Origin of the sequence: Neorhizobium fuzhouense, assembly GCF_042611105.1 — a bacterium.
In the GTDB taxonomy this organism is placed as follows: domain Bacteria; phylum Pseudomonadota; class Alphaproteobacteria; order Rhizobiales; family Rhizobiaceae; genus Neorhizobium; species Neorhizobium galegae_A.
Window position 1 is genome coordinate 135,657 of sequence record NZ_JBHFFP010000001.1, and the last position, 19,000, is coordinate 154,656.

At 62.2% G+C, this 19,000-nt stretch carries 18 protein-coding genes; 8 read left to right on the forward strand and 10 right to left on the reverse strand.

Annotated features, from left to right (window positions below):
* Positions 1-14: 14 nt before the first annotated feature.
* From glyA to ACEXP3_RS00725, 4 genes are all read right to left on the reverse strand, one after another.
* A complete protein-coding gene (glyA, locus tag ACEXP3_RS00710; protein ID WP_377295550.1) occupies positions 15-1,304 on the reverse strand; it encodes a serine hydroxymethyltransferase in 1,290 nt (429 codons plus the stop codon).
* Between the two features lie 259 nt (positions 1,305-1,563).
* Positions 1,564-2,895 carry a L,D-transpeptidase family protein gene (locus tag ACEXP3_RS00715; protein WP_377295551.1) on the reverse strand — a complete coding sequence of 444 codons (1,332 nt, stop codon included), beginning with the start codon at positions 2,893-2,895 and terminating at the stop codon, positions 1,564-1,566.
* A 379-nt stretch (positions 2,896-3,274) separates the two neighbouring features.
* Complete coding sequence (gene ldtR / locus ACEXP3_RS00720) at positions 3,275-3,787, reverse strand: transcriptional regulator LdtR (RefSeq protein WP_210104074.1); 513 nt, start codon at positions 3,785-3,787, stop codon at positions 3,275-3,277.
* Positions 3,788-4,019: 232 nt separating this feature from the next.
* Positions 4,020-4,460 (reverse strand): DUF6163 family protein, encoded by a 441-nt coding sequence (locus tag ACEXP3_RS00725; RefSeq protein WP_210102907.1) that lies wholly within the window; start codon positions 4,458-4,460, stop codon positions 4,020-4,022.
* Positions 4,461-4,606: 146 nt separating this feature from the next.
* On the opposite strand from ACEXP3_RS00725, the gene hemB reads away from it, so the two are divergent.
* The 5 genes from hemB to ACEXP3_RS00750 all read left to right on the forward strand — a co-directional run bounded on the left by hemB (position 4,607) and on the right by ACEXP3_RS00750 (position 7,838).
* A complete protein-coding gene (gene hemB / locus ACEXP3_RS00730) occupies positions 4,607-5,620 on the forward strand; it encodes a porphobilinogen synthase (RefSeq protein WP_377295552.1) in 1,014 nt (337 codons plus the stop codon).
* 122 nt (positions 5,621-5,742) lie between these two features.
* Complete coding sequence (locus tag ACEXP3_RS00735; RefSeq protein WP_377295553.1) at positions 5,743-6,201, forward strand: RDD family protein; 459 nt, start codon at positions 5,743-5,745, stop codon at positions 6,199-6,201.
* A gap of 191 nt (positions 6,202-6,392) precedes the next feature.
* Positions 6,393-7,175, forward strand: coding sequence for an arginyltransferase (locus ACEXP3_RS00740; RefSeq protein WP_377295554.1), 783 nt, complete (start codon positions 6,393-6,395; stop codon positions 7,173-7,175).
* 52 nt (positions 7,176-7,227) lie between these two features.
* Positions 7,228-7,449 (forward strand): AbrB/MazE/SpoVT family DNA-binding domain-containing protein, encoded by a 222-nt coding sequence (locus tag ACEXP3_RS00745; RefSeq protein ID WP_377295555.1) that lies wholly within the window; start codon positions 7,228-7,230, stop codon positions 7,447-7,449.
* The gene (locus ACEXP3_RS00750) at positions 7,446-7,838 is read left to right on the forward strand and encodes a type II toxin-antitoxin system death-on-curing family toxin (protein WP_377295556.1); all 393 of its coding nucleotides are present in this window, start codon (positions 7,446-7,448) and stop codon (positions 7,836-7,838) included. Before ACEXP3_RS00745 ends, ACEXP3_RS00750 begins: the two co-directional genes overlap by 4 nt.
* Before the next feature lie 21 nt (positions 7,839-7,859).
* On the opposite strand, the gene parC is transcribed toward ACEXP3_RS00750, so the two are convergent.
* The gene (gene parC / locus ACEXP3_RS00755) at positions 7,860-10,121 is read right to left on the reverse strand and encodes a DNA topoisomerase IV subunit A (protein WP_377295558.1); all 2,262 of its coding nucleotides are present in this window, start codon (positions 10,119-10,121) and stop codon (positions 7,860-7,862) included.
* Between the two features lie 189 nt (positions 10,122-10,310).
* Here parC and ACEXP3_RS00760 point away from each other — a divergent pair, with 189 nt between their 5' ends.
* Entirely contained in the window at positions 10,311-11,498 is a 1,188-nt protein-coding gene (locus ACEXP3_RS00760) for an aq_1923 C-terminal domain (protein WP_377295559.1), read from the forward strand.
* Between the two features lie 89 nt (positions 11,499-11,587).
* On the opposite strand, the gene ACEXP3_RS00765 is transcribed toward ACEXP3_RS00760, so the two are convergent.
* The 5 genes from ACEXP3_RS00765 to ACEXP3_RS00785 all read right to left on the reverse strand — a co-directional run bounded on the left by ACEXP3_RS00765 (position 11,588) and on the right by ACEXP3_RS00785 (position 17,630).
* Complete coding sequence (locus tag ACEXP3_RS00765; RefSeq protein WP_377295560.1) at positions 11,588-13,675, reverse strand: putative bifunctional diguanylate cyclase/phosphodiesterase; 2,088 nt, start codon at positions 13,673-13,675, stop codon at positions 11,588-11,590.
* A complete protein-coding gene (locus ACEXP3_RS00770) occupies positions 13,672-14,322 on the reverse strand; it encodes a glutathione S-transferase family protein (RefSeq protein ID WP_377295561.1) in 651 nt (216 codons plus the stop codon). Before ACEXP3_RS00770 ends, ACEXP3_RS00765 begins: the two co-directional genes overlap by 4 nt.
* Before the next feature lie 334 nt (positions 14,323-14,656).
* A complete protein-coding gene (locus ACEXP3_RS00775) occupies positions 14,657-14,986 on the reverse strand; it encodes a DUF1236 domain-containing protein (protein ID WP_377295562.1) in 330 nt (109 codons plus the stop codon).
* A gap of 88 nt (positions 14,987-15,074) precedes the next feature.
* On the reverse strand, positions 15,075-16,865 hold the full coding sequence (aspS, locus tag ACEXP3_RS00780) for an aspartate--tRNA ligase (RefSeq protein ID WP_377295563.1): 1,791 nt from the start codon (positions 16,863-16,865) through the stop codon (positions 15,075-15,077).
* Positions 16,866-17,006: 141 nt separating this feature from the next.
* The gene (locus ACEXP3_RS00785; protein WP_377295564.1) at positions 17,007-17,630 is read right to left on the reverse strand and encodes a TetR/AcrR family transcriptional regulator; all 624 of its coding nucleotides are present in this window, start codon (positions 17,628-17,630) and stop codon (positions 17,007-17,009) included.
* Between the two features lie 102 nt (positions 17,631-17,732).
* Between ACEXP3_RS00785 and ACEXP3_RS00790 the strand changes: the two genes are divergently transcribed.
* Positions 17,733-18,164, forward strand: coding sequence for an ABA4-like family protein (locus ACEXP3_RS00790; protein WP_377295565.1), 432 nt, complete (start codon positions 17,733-17,735; stop codon positions 18,162-18,164).
* Between the two features lie 4 nt (positions 18,165-18,168).
* Positions 18,169-18,999, forward strand: a complete 831-nt coding sequence (locus ACEXP3_RS00795; protein WP_377295566.1) for a hypothetical protein — start codon at positions 18,169-18,171, stop codon at positions 18,997-18,999.
* Position 19,000: the final 1 nt, after the last annotated feature.

The following is a 19,000-nucleotide window of genomic DNA, read 5'->3' on the forward strand; positions in this document are numbered from 1 at the left end:
CGTTCAAAGGCCTCTTACATATAGGGGTACATCGGGAAACGATCGGTGAGCGTGACGACCTTGTCGCGCACCGAGGCTTCCACGGCGGCATTGCCCTCATCCGAATTGGCAACCTTCAGGCCATCGAGAACTTCGACGATCAGATTGCCGATTTCGGCGAATTCCGCTTCCTTGAAGCCGCGCGTCGTGCCGGCCGGCGTGCCGAGACGGATGCCGGAGGTGACGAAGGGCTTTTCCGGATCGAACGGGATGCCGTTCTTGTTGCAGGTGACGAAGGCGCGGCCAAGCGCTGCTTCCGCCCGCTTGCCGGTGGCGTTCTTCTTGCGCAGATCGACCAGCATCAGGTGGTTGTCGGTGCCGCCGGACACGATATCGAGATTGTGGCTGATCAGGGTATCGGCCAGAACCTTGGCGTTCTTCACCACCTGGGCGGCATAGTCCTTGAATTCAGGCTGCAGCGCTTCGCCGAAGGCAACGGCCTTTGCGGCAATCACATGCATCAGCGGGCCGCCCTGCAGGCCGGGGAACACGGCCGAATTGAACTTTTTCGCCAGCGCCTCGTCATTGGTGAGGATCATGCCGCCACGCGGGCCTCGCAGAGACTTGTGCGTGGTGGTGGTGGCCACATGGCAATGCGGGAACGGCGACGGATGCACGCCACCGGCCACGAGACCTGCGATATGCGCCATGTCGACCATCAGGTATGCGCCGACGGAATCGGCGATCTCGCGGAACCGCTGCCAGTCCCAGATACGGGAATAGGCGGTGCCGCCGGCAATGATCAGCTTCGGCTTGTGTTCTTCGGCCTTGCGGGCGACTTCATCCATGTCGAGCTGGTTGTCGTCTTCGCGCACGCCGTAGGAGACGACGTTGAACCACTTGCCGGACATGTTGACCGGCGAACCATGCGTCAGGTGACCGCCGGAGTTCAGATCGAGGCCCATGAAGGTGTCGCCCGGCTGCAGGAGCGCCAGGAACACGGCCTGGTTCATCTGCGACCCGGAGTTCGGCTGAACGTTGGCAAAGCCGACGCCGAACAGTTTCTTCGCGCGCTCGATGGCCAGTTCTTCGGCAATATCGACAAACTGGCAGCCGCCATAATAGCGCTTGCCCGGATAGCCTTCCGCATACTTGTTGGTCATGATCGAGCCCTGGGCTTCGAGCACGGCGCGCGAGACAATGTTTTCGGACGCGATCAATTCGATCTCGTGACGCTGGCGACCCAGTTCCTTCTCGATCGCACCAAAGATATCCGGATCTGTATCGGCGAGCGAACGGGAGAAGAATGCATCTCTATGCGACATGTCGGGGCTCCTGGAAGAAACTGATGCGAAGGCGTCTTAGCGGCACGCCTTCAGAAGGGCAATACGCAGCGCGATATTTGCAGATCAATCCGCCGCATCGGGCTCTCACAAAGGCGCTTTCGCGCCCGATTGCGACACCATGACCCGGCCCGGCCGGTTTTCGCTGAGGAGAGCCGACAGTCGCGCCGCAACCACAAACGGCGGCCCCTTTCTTCAAGGAACCGCCGTTCGGGGCGTGCCTGAGGCAACAGGCCGCGTCTTATTGCGGCAGCATGTCGTCGTCGAGCGAGCCAGCCGGCTGCTCGATGCCGGTCTTGGTCTGCAGTGCAAGCTCGGTTGCACCGTCGCGCTGGTAGATGTCGTCGCGGAACTGCACGACGCCATCCTTGGCCGACCAGGCGGTGATGTAGACGAAATACACCGGCACTTCCTGCGCAAGCTTGATCGGGTTGTTCTGGCGAAGCGCAATGACGCGCTCGATTTCCTGGCGCGTCCAGGGGGCCGTGTCGCGCAGCAGCCAGGTGACGAGGTCGCGCACGTTCTGCACGCGCACGCAGCCCGAGGATTCAAACCGCATCAGCTTGTTGAACAGGCCCTGCTGGGGCGTGTCGTGCATGTATTCGTTGTTCGGGTTGTGGAAGTTGATCTTGGTGGACGCCATGGCGTTGTTCTTGCCCGGATCCTGACGGAACATCAGGTTCGGAGCCTTCGGCGCATTCCAGTCCACCGCTTCCGGCGGCACTTCCGTGCCCTTGCCGTCAAACAGGCGAATGTTGTTGCGCGTCAGATAGGTCGGATCCTTGCGCATCAGCGGCACGATGTCCTTCTCGATGATCGAGCGGGGCGCCGTCCAGTAGGGGTTGAGGATGACCTCGTAGATCTTGGAATTGATGATATGTGTCGGGCGGTCGATACGACCGACCACGGCGGTGTTGCGCAGCACGACGCGCTCATTTTCCACCGCCTCGATGGAAGCCGCGGGAATGTTGACCATCACATGACGCAGACCCAGATCACCCGACATCGACTGCAGGCGCACGAGATTCGTCTGCAACTGGCCAAGGCGGGTTTCGGCCGGGATATTGAGCGCCTTCAGCGTGTATTCGCCAAGAACGCCATCCACCGGCAGGCCGTGGCGGGCCTGGAAGCGCTTGACTGCGCTATCGACATAGCTGTCGAAAGACGAAGACATGCCCGCCGAGCGCGGCAGGTCACCCACAACCATCAGGCGCTGGCGAAGCTGCTGCACGACGGGATCGGCCGTGCCAATGCGCATGCCGGCCTGGCCCGGCATGACCTGCGGCCAGCCGCCATTGGCGACAATGTTCTGGTATTCGACAATCGCCTGCTGGATATAGGCAGGCGAGCCTTGGCCGAGCACCGGATTGTTGGACATGACGTTGACGGCCGAACGGGAGGATGCATTGGCGTCGAACTGGTCATCCCAGGTGCCGCGTTGCGGTGCGGAGATGATATCCTGCAGGGCGCTTTGGGCCAGCGCTGGCGCCGCCAGCGACACCGCGCCAAGCGAGGCTGCCGAGCGCAGGATCGCGCGACGGGAGAAAAATTCGGATTCGCTCTTTTTCGACATCATTCGATCCACGTTATCCGTCTTCACTTCAGGGAAAGTGACTACAGGGATATGGTTAACAAAGCGTCGCGAACATTCTTGTCCGCGTGCCCCCGGCGGCCCCGGCCAGGGCTTTGACAAGCCCCTGGGCAGCCGGATTTCCCACCACATTTAAACTTCGCGGTCCCATAGCAATATGGCCAATTCTTGTCAGCAGCCATGCACTCACGGCAGCGTGTGCAACCGTGACTTTTTCGCTTCAGTTGCAGACGTGCACAGGAGGACCGGAAACGGAAAAACCGGACGCGCGGGCGCATCCGGTTTGTGCGGCGACTGGAGGGTGCCGAAAAGCTGGCCTGGCGGTCCGGTGGATCGAAGGCGCCGGCCGGAAGGAGACCGCTCAGAGGCGGTACATGATCTGGTCGTTCCAGAAACGGTCGAGGCGCTGCAACAGCTTGTTCATCTGGGCAAACTCGCCCTCGCCGATGCCGCCGACCTTTTCGATGGAGCCGATATGGCGCTCGTAGAGCTTGGCAACCACTTCGGCAATGTCCTGACCGGCCTTGGTGAGGCTGATGCGGACCGAGCGGCGGTCGATGCGCGAGCGCTGGTGGTTGATGAAGCCGAGATCGACCAGTTTCTTGACGTTATACGAAACGTTAGAACCGAGGTAGTATCCACGGGAGCGCAGTTCGCCGGCGGTCAGCTCGGAATTTCCGATGTTGAACAGCAGGAGGGCCTGCACGGCGTTGACATCGTCGCGACCCTGACGGTCGAACTCGTCCTTGATGACGTCGAGTAGACGGCGGTGAAGGCGCTCGACCAGATGCAGCGACTCCATGTAGAGACCGCGAATGGTTTCGTCCTGGGCATCGGCCACGGGTGCAGCCTGCGGCTTGATCTTGGTGTTCAACATGTCTGCCTCACTGTTTGTTTGGCGGTGTGTTTGTTGTCTCCCGCCTTGTGAGTGACACTACCGGCAGCCCATAAAATTCGACTTAAAACATACGACTAACGGTCACTTAACAGGATAAAACCGCCAGATGGCCGGCTGTCGACCGCGCTTGCCGATCCTCGTCGATATTAGTAATATCAATGGCTTATCCTGAAATTCCGCGCGGAATATCCGCTAAAAGGCGTGACAATCAGGGTAAATCAACCCTTACCCTTTCCTCCATCTTGCGGCGTTCATCGAGAAAAATCGCCAGACGGAAGACGAGATAGAGCGCCGCCACCAGCCCATGCAGCAGCGGCACCAGGATATTGTGGCCGAAGATATCGGGCCAGACCTGGTACATCAGCAACTGGCAGCCGGCGGCAATCACCCAGAGCACCGGGCCCCAGGAGACGGCAAGCCAGAGACCGAGGGCCGCCACGGGAAAAACCACCGCCAGCACCGAGGCCGCCGCCCGCCAGGGCAGGTTCAGGAGATCAAAGCGCGCCCGTCCCTCGAAGGAATAGCCGACCAGCATCGCCCAGTATTGCAGGCCGAACCACAGGCATACGGCTGCAATCAGCCGCAGGAAGATCACGAACAGGATTTCGGTGAGGCTGAGTTTCGGCTGGGCGGGTGAATCAGGTTCCATGCGGCAAAGGATAACCCGGTTTGATGCCCCCCGCCAGACATGCCGTCCGCCGAGGCCCGGCCTGCGGCAGGCTGTCCCTTCGCAAATCTTTCCCCATCGTGTTAAGCCACGGACAAAATCGAACTGCACGAAAGCGAGCCCCCGCCATGACCGACAAGACCCATCTCGTGGACGAAATCACCGGCCACCGCCGCATGCGCCGCAACCGCAAGGCAGACTGGACGCGGCGCATGACGCAGGAGAACCGGCTTTCGGTCGATGACCTGATCTGGCCGATCTTCATCGTGCCGGGCGAAAACATCGTGGATCCGATCCGCGCCATGCCGGGCGTCAACCGGATGAGCGTCGACAAGGCGGTCGAAGCGATCCGGGAAGCGGCAGACCTCGGCATTCCCGCCATTGCCCCCTTCCCCGACGTGGAAATGGACAAGCGCGACGAGACCGGATCGGAAATTCTTGAGCGCGACAACCTGATCAACCAGTTTACCCGCGCGGTCAAAAAAGCCGTGCCCAATATCGGCCTCATCACGGACGTCGCACTCGACCCGTTTACTAGCCATGGCCATGACGGCATCTTGCGCGACGGCATCATCGTCAACGACGAGACGGTGGACCAGGTGGCGCGTGCGGCCGTGATGCAGGCGGATGCCGGCGCCGACATTATTGCGCCCTCAGAAATGATGGACGGGCGCATCGGCGCGATCCGTCGCGCGCTCGATGCGGCGGGTCACCAGGATGTCGGCATCATGTCCTATGCGACGAAATTCTCCTCCGGCTTCTACGGTCCCTATCGCGAGGCGATCAACACCGGTGGCCTGTTGAAGGGCGACAAGAACAGCTATTACATCAGCCCCGCCAATGGCACGGAAGCGCTGCGCGATGCGGCACTCGACGTGGAAGAAGGCGCCGACATGCTGATGGTGAAGCCCGGCATCGCCTATCTCGACATCTGCTGGCGCATGAAGGAAGCCTTTGGGCTTCCGACCTTCGCCTATCAGGTGTCGGGCGAATATACCCAGATCAAGGCCGCCGCGATGAACGGCTGGATCGACGGCGAGCGGATCATGATGGAAACGCTGCTCTGCTTCAAGCGCGCCGGCTGCGACGGCATCCTCAGCTATTTCGCCGTGGAAGCGGCCCGCAAGCTGAAGGGCGCCTGAGACCGGCCGCGGACTTTTCACAGCAGGCCTGCCCAAAAAGCCGGCCTGCAGCCGCAGGGCCATTGTGCACGGGGCGGGTATTTCCCATATTGTGGTCGGGAACACACGAAGGAGACCCGACAATGTCGTTCGACAATACGCCTGTGGTTGCAGCACCGGAAGACTGGCGCGCCTATAGCGGTGTGCTGTCGCGCCGGGTGTTTGCCTTCATCATCGACTACATGATGGTGCTGCTTCTATGCATTCCCGCCGCCGTCGTTGTCTTCTTCCTCGGCATCATCACGCTGGGCCTCGGCTTTTTCCTCTATCCGGCGCTCTTCGTCATCGTGGCCCTGCTCTATTTCGGCCTGTCGCTCGGCAGCAGCGCCCAGGCAAGTCCCGGCATGCGCATGATGGGCATTGCCATCGTGCGCCTCGACGGCCGTCGCATGGATTTCCTGACGGCCGTGGTGCACATGGTGCTGTTCTGGATCCTGAACTCGGTGCTGACGCCGCTCATCCTGCTCGCCGGCCTGTTCATCGACCGTTCGCGCCTCGTGCATGACCTCCTGCTCGGCACCGTGGTGGTGCGTACAACCTGACATCTGCACGATAGCGCAGAGAGCCCGGTTGACGTTTTGCGAAGTTGCGCCATGCTATCCTTGGGAGCGGCAAAGCAAATCAGTCACGATTGCGCGTGGCCACGGCCCGAATTCTTGTCGGGGCCTCTTTCTTGCAGCGGCTCCACGTCTTGCAGCGGCCCACTTCTTGCAGCGAAGGTGATATTGCGCGGATGAACACCCAGGCGACGCCATCTCCGCAGTTCTATCTGACGGCTCCGGCAGCATGCCCTTACCTGGCCGGCGAAATGGAGCGGAAGGTTTTCACTCACCTCGTCGGCCATCGCGCCGCCGAAATGAACGACCTTCTGACGCAAGGCGGTTTTCGTCGCTCGCAGAATATCGCCTACCGGCCGGCCTGCGAAGGCTGCCGCGCCTGCGTGTCCGTGCGCATCCTGGCGGGCGAATTCGAGCCCGGCCGCACCATGCGCAAGCTGATCGCCAGCAATCGTGACATCGTCGGCACGATGCTGCCGCCCCAGCCCACTACAGAACAGTTTTCGCTGTTTCGCCGCTATCTCGACGACCGCCACCAGCGTGGCGGCATGTCGGACATGTCCGCACTCGATTATGCGATCATGGTGGAGGATACCCACGTCAACACGCGGTTGATCGAATATCGTATCCGCGCGCCCGGCGACGGCATCGGCGACAAGCCGAAGGGCGAACTGGTCGGCGTGGCGCTAACGGACATGATGAGCGACGGCCTGTCCATGGTCTATTCCTTCTTCAACACCAGGCTCGAGAAGCGCTCTCTCGGCACCTACATGATCCTCGACCATATCAGCCGCACGAAGACGCTCGGCCTGCCGCACGTCTATCTCGGCTACTGGGTCAAGGGGTCGTCGAAGATGAACTACAAGACCCGCTACCAACCGCAGGAGCACCTGACGCCGCGAGGCTGGGAACGCTATCGGCCGGAAGAAGACGCGCTGGAAAACGCGTTCCTGCGCTGATTGCAGGCGGGACTCCCCCATGTTATAATCACGTTATAACATGGAGGTTCCGATGAACATCGTCGTGCGCAAGATCGGCAATTCCGAAGGCATCATCATCCCGAAGGAGGTTCTGGACCGCGTTGGCGTGCGCGCCGGCGACAGCCTGGAACTGCGCGAAGAGGATGGGAAAATCATTCTTGTCTATCAGGACGCGGATCTGGCGGAGCAGTTGAAGGCTGCCCGGCTCGGCATGGAAAAATACAAGGTTGCCTTGCGCGAGCTTGCCAAATGAGCGCCGTCCGGTGGCTCAGTCGGGATGCCGTCGAGCGGATGCACGACGAGCAACTTGCCGAACATGGCGGGCTTCCCGGCCTGAAGGACGACAACGCGCTGGAAGCAGCGTTGGCGCGGCCGCGGCACAAATATGCCTATGGCGAGGAAGACATCGTGACGCTGGCGGCGGCATACCTGTTCGGTTTGGCCCGCAACCACCCGTTTTCCGATGGCAACAAACGCATCGCCTTTCTCGCAGCCTTCACCTTTCTCTACCTGAACGGCTTCCTGCTGGAGGCAGAACAGGCTGAGGTCATTGCCTTCGTCCTCGCCGTCGCCGCCGGCGAGATCGACGAGGACGGTGCCACGCGCTTCCTGCGCGATCACATCGTTCCGCTCGGCGCCTGACAGGGCCGAGCGGCCAAAACGTCAGCCGCTGAATTTTCCGCTGCGGGGAAAGCCCTTCGGTACGGCGCGGCCGGCGGTGGCGCGGTCGCCGAGCCATTCCAGGAGTTCGTCCTTGTTGCGGGTAAACACTCGGCCTGCCGTATCTTCCCAGGTCAGCCCCTCAGACAGCGCAAAGCATTTCACATCGGAAATGCCGCCATCCTTGTAGCGTTGCAGGCGCACGCCCTTGCCGCGGGTCATTTCCGGCAGCTGCGCGAGCGGGAAGACCAGAAGCTTGCGGTTCTCCCCAACGACTGCGACATGGTCGCCCGAGACGGGCACGACCAGCTTTGCCTCGTCGGGCATGGCGACATTCATCACCTGTTTGCCCTTGCGGGTATTGGCGACCAGTTCCGTTTCGGCCACCACAAAACCGTTGCCGGCGGTCGACGAAAGGATGAGCTTGCGCGACGGATCATGCACGAAGGCGGTGAGCACGTCCTGGTCGTTTTCCATGTCGACCATGATGCGGATCGGCTCGCCATGGCCGCGCCCGCCGGGCAGCTTGTCGGCGCCGAGCGTATAGGCCTTGCCGCCGGTGGTGAGCAGCAGCAGCTTGTCCGTGGTCTGCGCCGGGAAAGCCAGCCGCAGCGCGTCGCCCTCCTTGAAGGTAAGCGCGGCGGTATCGGCGATATGGCCCTTCAGCGCGCGGATCCAGCCCTTCTGCGAAATGACGACGGTGACTGGCTCCTTCTCGATCATCGACTGCTGGATGGCGTCGAGATCGGCTTCCGGTGCGTCGGCAAACTGCGTCAGGCGCGCAAACGGCTTGCCGCGCCCCTTGGCAAATTTCTTGCGCACGTCCTGGATCTCGTGCTCGACCACCTTCCACTGCTTCTCGTCGGACGCGAGCAGCGATTCGATATCGGCCTTCTCCGCCGTCAGCTCGTCGAATTCCTTGCGGATCTCGAACTCTTCCAGCTTGCGCAGGTTGCGCAGGCGCATGTTGAGGATGGATTCGGCCTGCACGTCGGTGAGCTGCCACTTGGCGATCATCACCTGCTTGGGCTCGTCCTCCTCGCGGATGATGCGGATCACCTCATCGAGGTTGAGATAGGCAATCAGCAGGCCGCCGAGAATTTCCAGGCGCCTATCGATGGCGGCCAGACGGAAGCGCGAACGGCGGATCAGCACCTCCTTGCGATGCGCCAGCCATTCCAGCAGCACCTCGTTCAGCGCCATCACCTTTGGCACGCGCCCCATGGAGAGCACGTTCATGTTGAGCGGGATGCGGTTTTCCAGTTCCGTCAGCCGGAACAGCGATTCCATCAGGAGCGTCGCGTCCACCGTGCGGCTCTTCGGCACCAGCACGACGCGGATGTCTTCCGCCGATTCGTCGCGCACGTCTTCCAGAAGCGGCAGCTTGCGGGCAATGAGCAGTTCGGCGATCTTTTCAATGAGCCGCGACTTCTGCACCTGATAGGGAATTTCGGTGATGACGATCTGGTAGCCACCGCGCCCGAGATCTTCCATCTCCCACTTGGCGCGCACGCGAAAACCGCCGCGGCCGGTGCGATAGGCCTCGATGATCGCTTCGCGGCTGTCGATGATGATGCCGCCGGTCGGCAGATCGGGGCCGGGTATGAAATCGACGAGCTTTTCGATCGTCGCATCCGGGTGGCGGATGAGATGAAGCGCCGCATCGCACAGCTCATGGGCATTGTGCGGGGGTATGGAGGTCGCCATGCCGACAGCAATGCCGGAGGCGCCGTTGGCGAGCAGGTTCGGGAAGGCGCCCGGCAGAACCGTCGGCTCCTCGTCTTCCTCGTTATAGGTGGCGCGAAAATCCACCGCATCCTGGTCGACGCCTTCCAGCAGAAGGGCCGCAACCTCGGTCATGCGCGCTTCGGTGTAACGATAGGCGGCCGCACTGTCGCCGTCGATATTGCCAAAGTTGCCCTGCCCGTCGACGATCGGATAACGCTGCGAAAAATCCTGCGCCAGACGCACCAGCGCGTCATAGACCGACTGGTCGCCATGCGGGTGGAACTTACCGATGACGTCACCGACAATACGGGCGCATTTTTTGAACGCCGAGTTGGGGCGGATGCCCATCTCGCTCATGGCGTGGATAATGCGCCGATGCACCGGCTTCAGCCCGTCGCGCACATCCGGCAGCGCACGGTGCATGATGGTCGACAGCGCGTAGGCGAGATAGCGCTCCTCGAGCGCCGCCTTCAGGTCAACCGGCAGGATATTGTCGCCGCCATCGTCACCGGGCGGAGGTGTCAGATTTTTTCCCATGGGTCTTGACTATCGGAAAGCCTGATTCCCGGCAAGAAATCCGGGCAAAGCGCCTGTGGATGACCGGCCCGGATTGACCGCTTCGCGGCATTTTTTGTCTTTGAAAAGCCGTGGACGTTAACCACCCTAAGCATATAAGAGTTTTGACGAAGAACCGCCGCCTAAAAGGCGGTCCCCAAGGAGGACCAGATGACGTTTACCCGTTCGACCCGCCTGCTGCTTGCCAGCGCCGCCCTGGCCATTGCAGCAACGCCGGCCCTTGCCCTGGATGGCAACGACCTTCTGCGCAAGCTGTCGGCAGCGGCCAATCTGCAGCCGGGCAATCTGGATGTGAAGGGTATCGACGTCACCGGTTCCACTGTCACTCTGAAAGGGCTCTCCGTCGGCGAAGCGGACCCGGCCAAGCGCGTGACCGTCGGTGACGTGACCCTTCAGGGCGTGGTGGAAGAGGACGACGGCAGCTACTCGATCGAGAAGGCGGTCTTCCCCAACGTCAACTTTTCCGAGGAAAATACGACGATCACGGCATCGGACATGTATCTCTCGGGGCTGGTCGTTCCGGCGGAACCGGGCACCTCGCCTGATGCGATGCTGTTCTACGAGGAAGCCCATGCCGGCCCGATGAACATCACCGTCGAGGGCCGCCAGGTCGCCGCCATCAAGGAGATCCAGGCCACGATGGAGCGCACGGAAGACAATTCCGGCATCAGCTTCGACGCCACGGTCGATGGCTTTGCAGCCGATCTGTCCACCGTCGACGATGCGAAATCGCGCGAGGCGATCGACAGCCTCGGCCTCCAGACCATCAAGGGCACCATGACCATGAAGGGCAGCTGGGAAGCGGAGCCCGGCACGGTGGATGTGGAAGAATATGCGATCGATCTGGACAAGGTCGGACGGCTCAACATTGCATTGAGTCTGTCCGGCTACACGCCCGCCTTCATCAAGTCGATGCAGGACATGACGCGCGCCATGGAGGACAATCCCAACAAGGAGGCCGCCCAGCAGGCGCAGATGCTGGCTCTCTTCGGCCTTCTCCAGCAGCTGACTTTCAACAGCGCCGAGTTGAGCTTCACCGATGCCGGCATCACCAAGCGCGGCCTCTCCTATGCCGGCAAGCAGCAGGGCGTGAGCGGCGACCAGATGGCCCTGATGCTGAAGGGCATGGTACCGCTGGTGGTGGCGCAGTGGAACATTCCCTCCCTGCAGAACAGCCTGTCTTCAGCGCTGAACAGCTTCCTCGACAAGCCGAAGAATTTCACCGTGACGGCTCAGCCTGCAGCACCGGTGCCGCTGCCGATGATCCTTGGAGCGGCACAGGCTGCTCCCAACACGCTGCCGGACGTTCTGGGCGTGACCGTTTCGGCAAACCGCTGAGATCCTGTTTCAGCGCCGCGGCACCCTGCGGCGCTGAACAACGGGCAAGCCGCCAGAGGCGCGACTTGCGCCTTTGACAGGAGGCGGGCTCAGTCGACGGTTTCGGGCATGGGCCGCCGGCAGGCCGCCTGTCGATCGCGCTCCAGCATGATTTCCAGTTCCGCCACCGGCACCGGCCGGCTGTAGAGATAGCCCTGCAGTTCATGACAGCCATTGGCGCGCGCCCAGTCGGCAGCACACTGGTTTTCGATGCCTTCGGCCACGATTGTCACCTGCATGAACTTGCACATGGCAATGACCAGCCGGACGATTTCCTCATTGCGCGGCAGGCCGCTGATCAGGCTGCGATCGATCTTGATGCAATCCACAGCCATGTCGTTGAGGCGGGCAAGATTGGAATAGCCGGTGCCGAAATCGTCGATGGCGATGCGGATGCCGAGCGCGCGCACCTGATCGAGATTGTCGTGCACCGTCGGATTGCTTTCCAGAAGCAGGGTTTCCGTAAGCTCCAGCTCCAGCATGGTGGGATCGGCGTCGTAAAAGGCGAGCAGGCGCCGCACCATGCCGGCGAAATCGGCTTCGCAGAGCTGACGGACCGACACATTGACGGACACCGAGATGGGAAAGCCCGCCTTCGCCCAGAGGCTCTGCTGGCGGATGGCCTGTTCCATCATGCAGGCGCCGACCTGTGCGATGAGTCCTGCCTTTTCGGCCAGCGGAATGAACACATCCGGGGCCACGATCCCCTGTTCCGGATGCACCCAGCGCGCCAGTGCCTCGGCCGACACGATGCGGCCATCGCCGGGCGCGACACGCGGCTGGTAATAGGCGACGATCTGTCCGCGGCGCAGGCCTTCGCGAAGATCTGCCAGCAAGGCGACCTCGTCTTCCCGGCGGTTGCGCATGCCGTCGTCATAGGTGCAGGCCTGGTTGCGCCCGGCAGCCTTGGCCTCGTACATGGCAAGGTCCGCCCTTCGCATGAGGATCTGCACATCCGCACCGTGGTCGGGATAGCGCGCGATGCCGACACTTGGCGTCACCATCAGCTTGCGCCGTTCCGCCTGCACCGGAAGCGCCAGACGCTCCAGAATACGCCCGGCAAGCGCTTCGATGCGGCCTTCCTCAGTTCTCTCCTCGGTGGCCAGGAACAGGAACTCGTCGCCGCCGAGCCGGATGACGGCATCATCCTTGCCGCGCAGTTCGAACAGCCGGCGGGAGACCTCCATCAGCACGGCATCCCCCTGCAGGTGGCCGAGTGTATCGTTGATGGCCTTGAACTGGTCGAGATCGATGAACAGGACGCCGATGCGCGCCCCGGACCGTTCCGCCTGACGCGACAGGCGCTCGAACAGGGCCGGCATGGCGAGACGATTGGGCAGCCCGGTCAGAGGGTCGTGGTTGGCGCGCATATGAGCAAGCGCCTCCGCTTCCTTCAGCTCGCTGACATCCGTCTCGCTGACAAGAACCGACGGGCGCCCGGAGGCCGGATCGTGGCAGGACCGGGCGGTCAGCTCATGCCAGCGAATGCCCTTCGACGTATAGACCTCGGCGATCAGGCTGATTTCGCCGGCATCGCGGATGGCTGCCAGCAAGCGCCGCAGATCATCGGCGTGCACGAAGCGCGAGGCGAGATCGTCGCTGCCTTCGAAACTCGCCCGGGCGGCGGGATTGCAATAGAGCGTGCGCCCATCCAGATCGTGCAGGGAGATCATCAGCTGCGTGTGCAAAAGCGCATCGGCACTGCGGATCGCCTCGGGCAGCTGGCCGGTCTCGTCGAGGCCCTCGCACAGCATTGCCATGCGTCCGTCGCTGAGGCGAATGCCGCTGAACCGCACCCGAAGCGGACGCGGCACACCGCGCGGATAGAGCGTCCACATCTCGGAAAAGCTCGCGTCGCGCTCGATGAAATCGGTCTGGTACTGCGCCAGGCGCCGGGCGACGGCCGGCGACATTCCGGGCTTCATCTGGCGGGCGCGCAATTCATCCAGCGTGTCGGCCGCCCAGATATTGAGCGCCGAGGCATTCGCCCAGACCACCTGGCCTGCGTCGATATCAAAGACCCAGACGGCTGTATCGAGCCGGTCCAGCATGAAACGGCTGACATCGTGCGCGTCGCACCGCTGCATGACGCAGGCCGGCAGCGGCGGATGCGCTGTCCCGGTCCCGGGCGGTGTCATGCGACGCGCTCGCGCTCGAGAAATGGGCGTGCCCGGGCGCAAAGCTTTGCCAGCGGCACGAAGCCGGGCGTCTGACTGACCCGGTCGATCCAGGCCTGCACGCTCGGGAAGATGCGCATGTCGATGCCTGCCTCGTCGGCCACATGGACATAGCCGAAGAGGGCGACATCGGTGATGCCATAGCGATCGCCGACGAGAAAATCATGCCTGCGCAGATGCGCATCCAGAACGGCGAGGCCGGCCTTGGCCTTGTCCCGCCAGGCGCTGATCTCCGCCTCGCGACCGACGCCGAGATGCGGCGCGATATGGCCGAGAAAACGGGCGGGCGAAATGAACGGCTCGAGCTTGGATTGTTCAAAGAACATCCACTGCAGGCTCTTTGCCCGCAAGAGCGCCGTCTCAGGCACGAGGTGGGAGCCATCGGCAAGCAGCCACAGCATGGCATTGGATTCCCCGACGCCGACCCCATCCTGCGTCATCAGATAGGGAACGGCACCGGCCGGATTGACGCCGAGATACGCGTCGCCACGCGTTTCACCGCGCAGCACGTCCACCTCAAGAACATCGAAGTCAATTCCAAGCTGACACATGATCAGGAACGGCTTCATGCAATTGCCGGAACCCTTCGTTGCGTACAGCGTATACATAAACCACCTCCGGAATTTCTTAGTCCCGGAATATACACGTTGCGTCTTGAACATTCATTGTGAAATCTTGTCGATCACAAGTGAGGTCCGCCAGCTTTTATTAAGCATCGTGCACGAAAACACAGACAATCAGCGGTTTTATTTTCCAATAACGTCGCGCCCTGTACAGGGTTGCGATAGCGATTGGCTGGGCGATCTGGGGGTGGTTCATGCCACGGCCCGGATGGCGCGTCATTGGAACGGGTGGAGCCGAACCGCCCCTCACCTGTCCGGACATGAAAAAGGGGCGGCCTGCGCCACCCCTGCTCATCCTTGCCGTATCGGCCAGAAAAAATCAGTCGAGAACCTGGATCACTTGCCGGGTCTGCGGATCGACCACGACGCGGCGCTGGTTGACGACGGTATAGGCGTAATCGCCATAGCCATCCACGACATGCACTTCGACATCCTGCGGCAGAACGCGGCCAACCATGATGTCACCCTCGTACGGAATGGACTGCACGTCCTGCTCCATCACATAGGTGCGCACTTCGCGCGGCATTTCGCGCACGACGACGGTGCCCGCCGGCGGAGCCGGCTGCTGCGTGACGATGACGGTCTGCTGCGCAAAGGCGGCAGTGGAGATAAAAATGGCCGCAGATGCGGCCATGAGGGTCTTCAGCATGATGCTCTCCTCGGGGGCGTGATTGCTGGGCAGACAATGCCCGGCCCCGAAGAAGGTTCCCGCCCGTAAAACCGGGCGGGAAGAGAGATCAATCCTTTTTCTGCGGCGGCAGAACCCGAAGCGACAGCTCCATCAACTGCTTCGGCTGGGCCGGTGCAGGCGCGTTCATCAAGAGATCCTGTGCCTGCTGGTTCATCGGGAAGAGCGTGATTTCGCGCAGGTTCTTCGCCCCGACGAGCAGCATGACGACGCGATCGATGCCGAAAGCACAACCGCCATGCGGAGGCGCGCCATACTGGAAGGCCCGGTACATGCCGCCAAAGCGCTCTTCCACATCCGCCTTCGACAGGCCGACCATTTCGAACGCCTTGACCATCAGCTCCGGCGACTGGTTACGGATCGAGCCCGAGGCGATTTCGAAGCCGTTGCAGACGGCATCATACTGGAAGGCCTTGATCGTCAGCGGATCCTGCGTTTCGAGCGCCTCAAGCCCGCCCTGCGGCATCGAGAAGGGGTTGTGGGCGAAATCGAGCTTCTTGTCCTCGTCGCTCCATTCGAAGAACGGGAAGTCGACGATCCAGCACAGTTCGAACCGGTCGCGGTCGACGAGGTTCAGCTCCTCGCCGGCGCGCGTGCGGGCTTCGCCGGCAAACTTGTAGAACTTGGACGGTTCGCCCGCGACGAAGAAGCAGGCATCGCCAGCGTCAAGGCCGAGCTGGGTGCGCACGGCTTCGGTACGTTCCTCGCCGATGTTCTTGGCAAGCGGGCCGGAGCCGGCAATCTTGCCGTCTTCTTCCTTCCAGAAGATGTAGCCGAGACCGGGCTGGCCCTGCCCCTGCGCCCAGGCATTCATGCGGTCGCAGAAGGCGCGGGAGCCGCCGGTCTTTGCCGGAATGGCCCAGATTTCGACCTTCGGGTTCGACGCGATCATGCCGGCAAACACCTTGAAGCCGGAGCCGGCAAAATGTTCGGTGACATTTTCCATGACGATCGGGTTGCGCAGGTCCGGCTTGTCGGAGCCATACTTGCGGATCGCCTCGTCATAGGGGATGCGCGGCCAGTCCTTGGTGACCGGCTTGCCTTCGGCGAATTTTTCGAACACGCCCGTCATCACCGGCGCCATGGTGTTCCAGACGTCTTCCTGGGTGACAAAGCTCATTTCGACGTCGAGCTGGTAGAATTCGCCCGGCAGGCGGTCGGCACGCGGGTCTTCATCGCGGAAGCACGGCGCGATCTGGAAATAGCGGTCGAAGCCGGCGACCATCAGCAGCTGCTTGTACTGCTGCGGCGCCTGCGGCAGCGCAAAGAACTGGCCGGGATGGATACGGCTCGGCACGAGGAAGTCGCGCGCGCCTTCCGGCGACGAGGCGGTGAGGATCGGCGTCGTATATTCGGCAAAACCGGCCCCGTTCATGCGGTTGCGCATGTCGGAGACGATCTGCGTCCGCTTGACGATGTTCTTGTGCAGCGTATCGCGGCGCAGATCGAGGAAGCGGTATTTCAGGCGCACGTCTTCCGGATAGTCGGGCTCGCCGAAGACCGGCAGCGGCAGTTCCTTGGCGGCGGACAGGATCTCGATTTCCTGGGCGTAAAGTTCGATTTCGCCGGTCGCCATCTGCTTGTTGACGGTTTCGTCGGAGCGGGCCTTGACGACGCCGTCGATGCGGATGACCCATTCGCCGCGCACGGTTTCGGCCACCTTGAAGGCCGGGCTGTCCGGGTCGGCCACGACCTGCGTCATGCCGTAATGGTCGCGCAGATCGATGAAGAGCACGCCGCCATGGTCACGGACGCGATGAACCCAGCCGGACAGGCGAACGGTCGCGCCGACATCGGACTTTTTCAGGGCGGCACAGGTGTGGCTGCGGTAACGGTGCATGTGGAGTTCCTGGAATCACGTGTGCCGGCACGAGAAACGGGTCCTGACCGGCAAGGGGAAAATCGGGCGGAAAAGCGCATGGCCGGCCGCCTTTGTCAAGCACAAGTGCCCAAAGCGTGCCAGATCTGCGCATCCTGCGGTTTATGTCTTTGCGTCCGCCGGCTCGCCCGGCAGCAGAAAATTCACCAGATCGGGCAAAGGCACGCTGTTTGGCGCGTGGCAGGCGCTATCGACCTCGATTTTCCCGTCGATGACGAGATGGGCGTATCCATGCGCCTGCGACCAGACGAGATGCTCGATCGACACGCGCCCCTCCGGCGTCTCGATCCCGAGGCGATCTGCGACCGGGCGACAGATCGCGGTCAGCACCTGGCGCGCCGCCTCCCCGGCCGCACCCAATGCCGGATCTTCCCAGTCCAGCCGGTTGCGGTTGAACATCAGCCGGAAGAGATGCGGCTTTTCTGTTGCAAAGGCCAGATACCCGCGGAGCGCTGCGCGCAGCTGATCGGCGGGGTGCAGCGGGGCGGCCTGCATGTGCGACAGCATCCCCTCGCGAAAACTGCCAAAACCTTCCGCCGCCAGCGCATTCAAGAGATGCCTGAGGCTCGGGAAGTGATGTTCCGGCGCCGCATGCGATACGCCGATGCTTGCTGCGATCTTGCGCAGCGAAAGATCTTCCAGACCGAGTTCCTCCAAGAGGGAGAGCCCCGTGTCCACCAGCGCCTTGCGCAGGTCGCCGTGATGATATGCCGTGCGTCTTGCCATGCCCCCTTCATAACGGCCCCCGCCGCAGCCTGTCAAAAGTAATCTTGACAATGCCTGGATTTGCGCCATGTTCAATCTTGTCACCGCCAAGATGAGGGTTTCATGCCGTTCGATACCGTCTTTTCCGCAGCCAGCACGGCGGCCATGGCCGGCTGGATCGCCCTCATCCTCCTGCCGCGCTGGCCGCTGCTGATCGCTGTCCTGCGCCATGCGCTGATCGGTCTTTTGTCGGCCCTCTATGCGAGCCTGATCTTCGTCTATTTCTTCCGCGTCGAGGGCGGCGGCTTCGGTTCCATCGGCGAGGTCCGTGCGCTGTTTGCAAGCGATCCGGTGCTGGTGGCCGGCTGGGTCCACTATCTCGCCTTCGATCTCTTCATCGGCAGCTGGATTGCCGTCGAGGCCGACAGTCGTGGCTTTAACCGGGTGCTGCAGGCGCCGATTCTAGTCGCGACATTTATGTTCGGGCCGCTCGGTCTGCTTTTGTTTTACGTGACCGCTGCCGTGCAATCGGCGCTGCCAACGGGGAAGGCCTGATCCGATGACACTGCTTTTAAATGACGCACCGGTGCTGTCGGGCATCAAAACCCAGTCCGCAAGCCGCATCCTGATCGTGGCGATCGGTCTCTCGGCCGCACTCGCGGTGCCAAGCCTTGCCGCGCTTGTGGTGGATGATCGCCTGTTGAACGGCATCAGCGTCTGGTCAAAGCCGCTGAAATTCCAGGCGTCGATGCCGCTGATGCTGGCAACCTTGCTCCTGCTGTTGCCGCTGATCGCGCGCGCCAGCAGGACCGGCTGGGGCGTCTGGCTGGCGTGCCTGACGGCCGCCGTGACCGCAACCGGCGAGGTTGCCTACATCACCCTTCAGGCGGCCCGCGGCCGTGCCTCACACTTCAACTCCGAGACGTCCCTTGAGGCGATGGCCTATGGCATCATGGGGATTGGCGGCGTCTTGCTGGTGTTGTCGAGCCTCGTCATCGGCCTCTACCTCATGATGCGCCCCGCGCCATCTGCGCCGCGGGGCCTGCGGCTCGGCGGTGCCTGGGGCCTGATCCTCGGCAGCCTGCTGACGCTGGTGACGGCGCTTGCGCTGGGCAGCGGCGAGATCGCCGGTCCCGGCCACTGGGTGGGCGGCGTCAGAAGCGATGCGGGCGGGCTGTTTCTGTTCGGCTGGTCGCGCAGCGGCGGAGATTTGCGCGTGCCCCATTTCTTTGCGACCCACATCATGCAGGCGCTGCCGCTCATCGGGCTGATGCTTGATCGTTTCGCCAGTCGCTGGGTCACGCCCGCTCTCGTCGCAAGCTCTCTCCTTGCCATCGCCGTCGTCGGGTTCACCTTTGCCCAGGCGGTCAGCGGGCGGGCGTTCTTCTGAC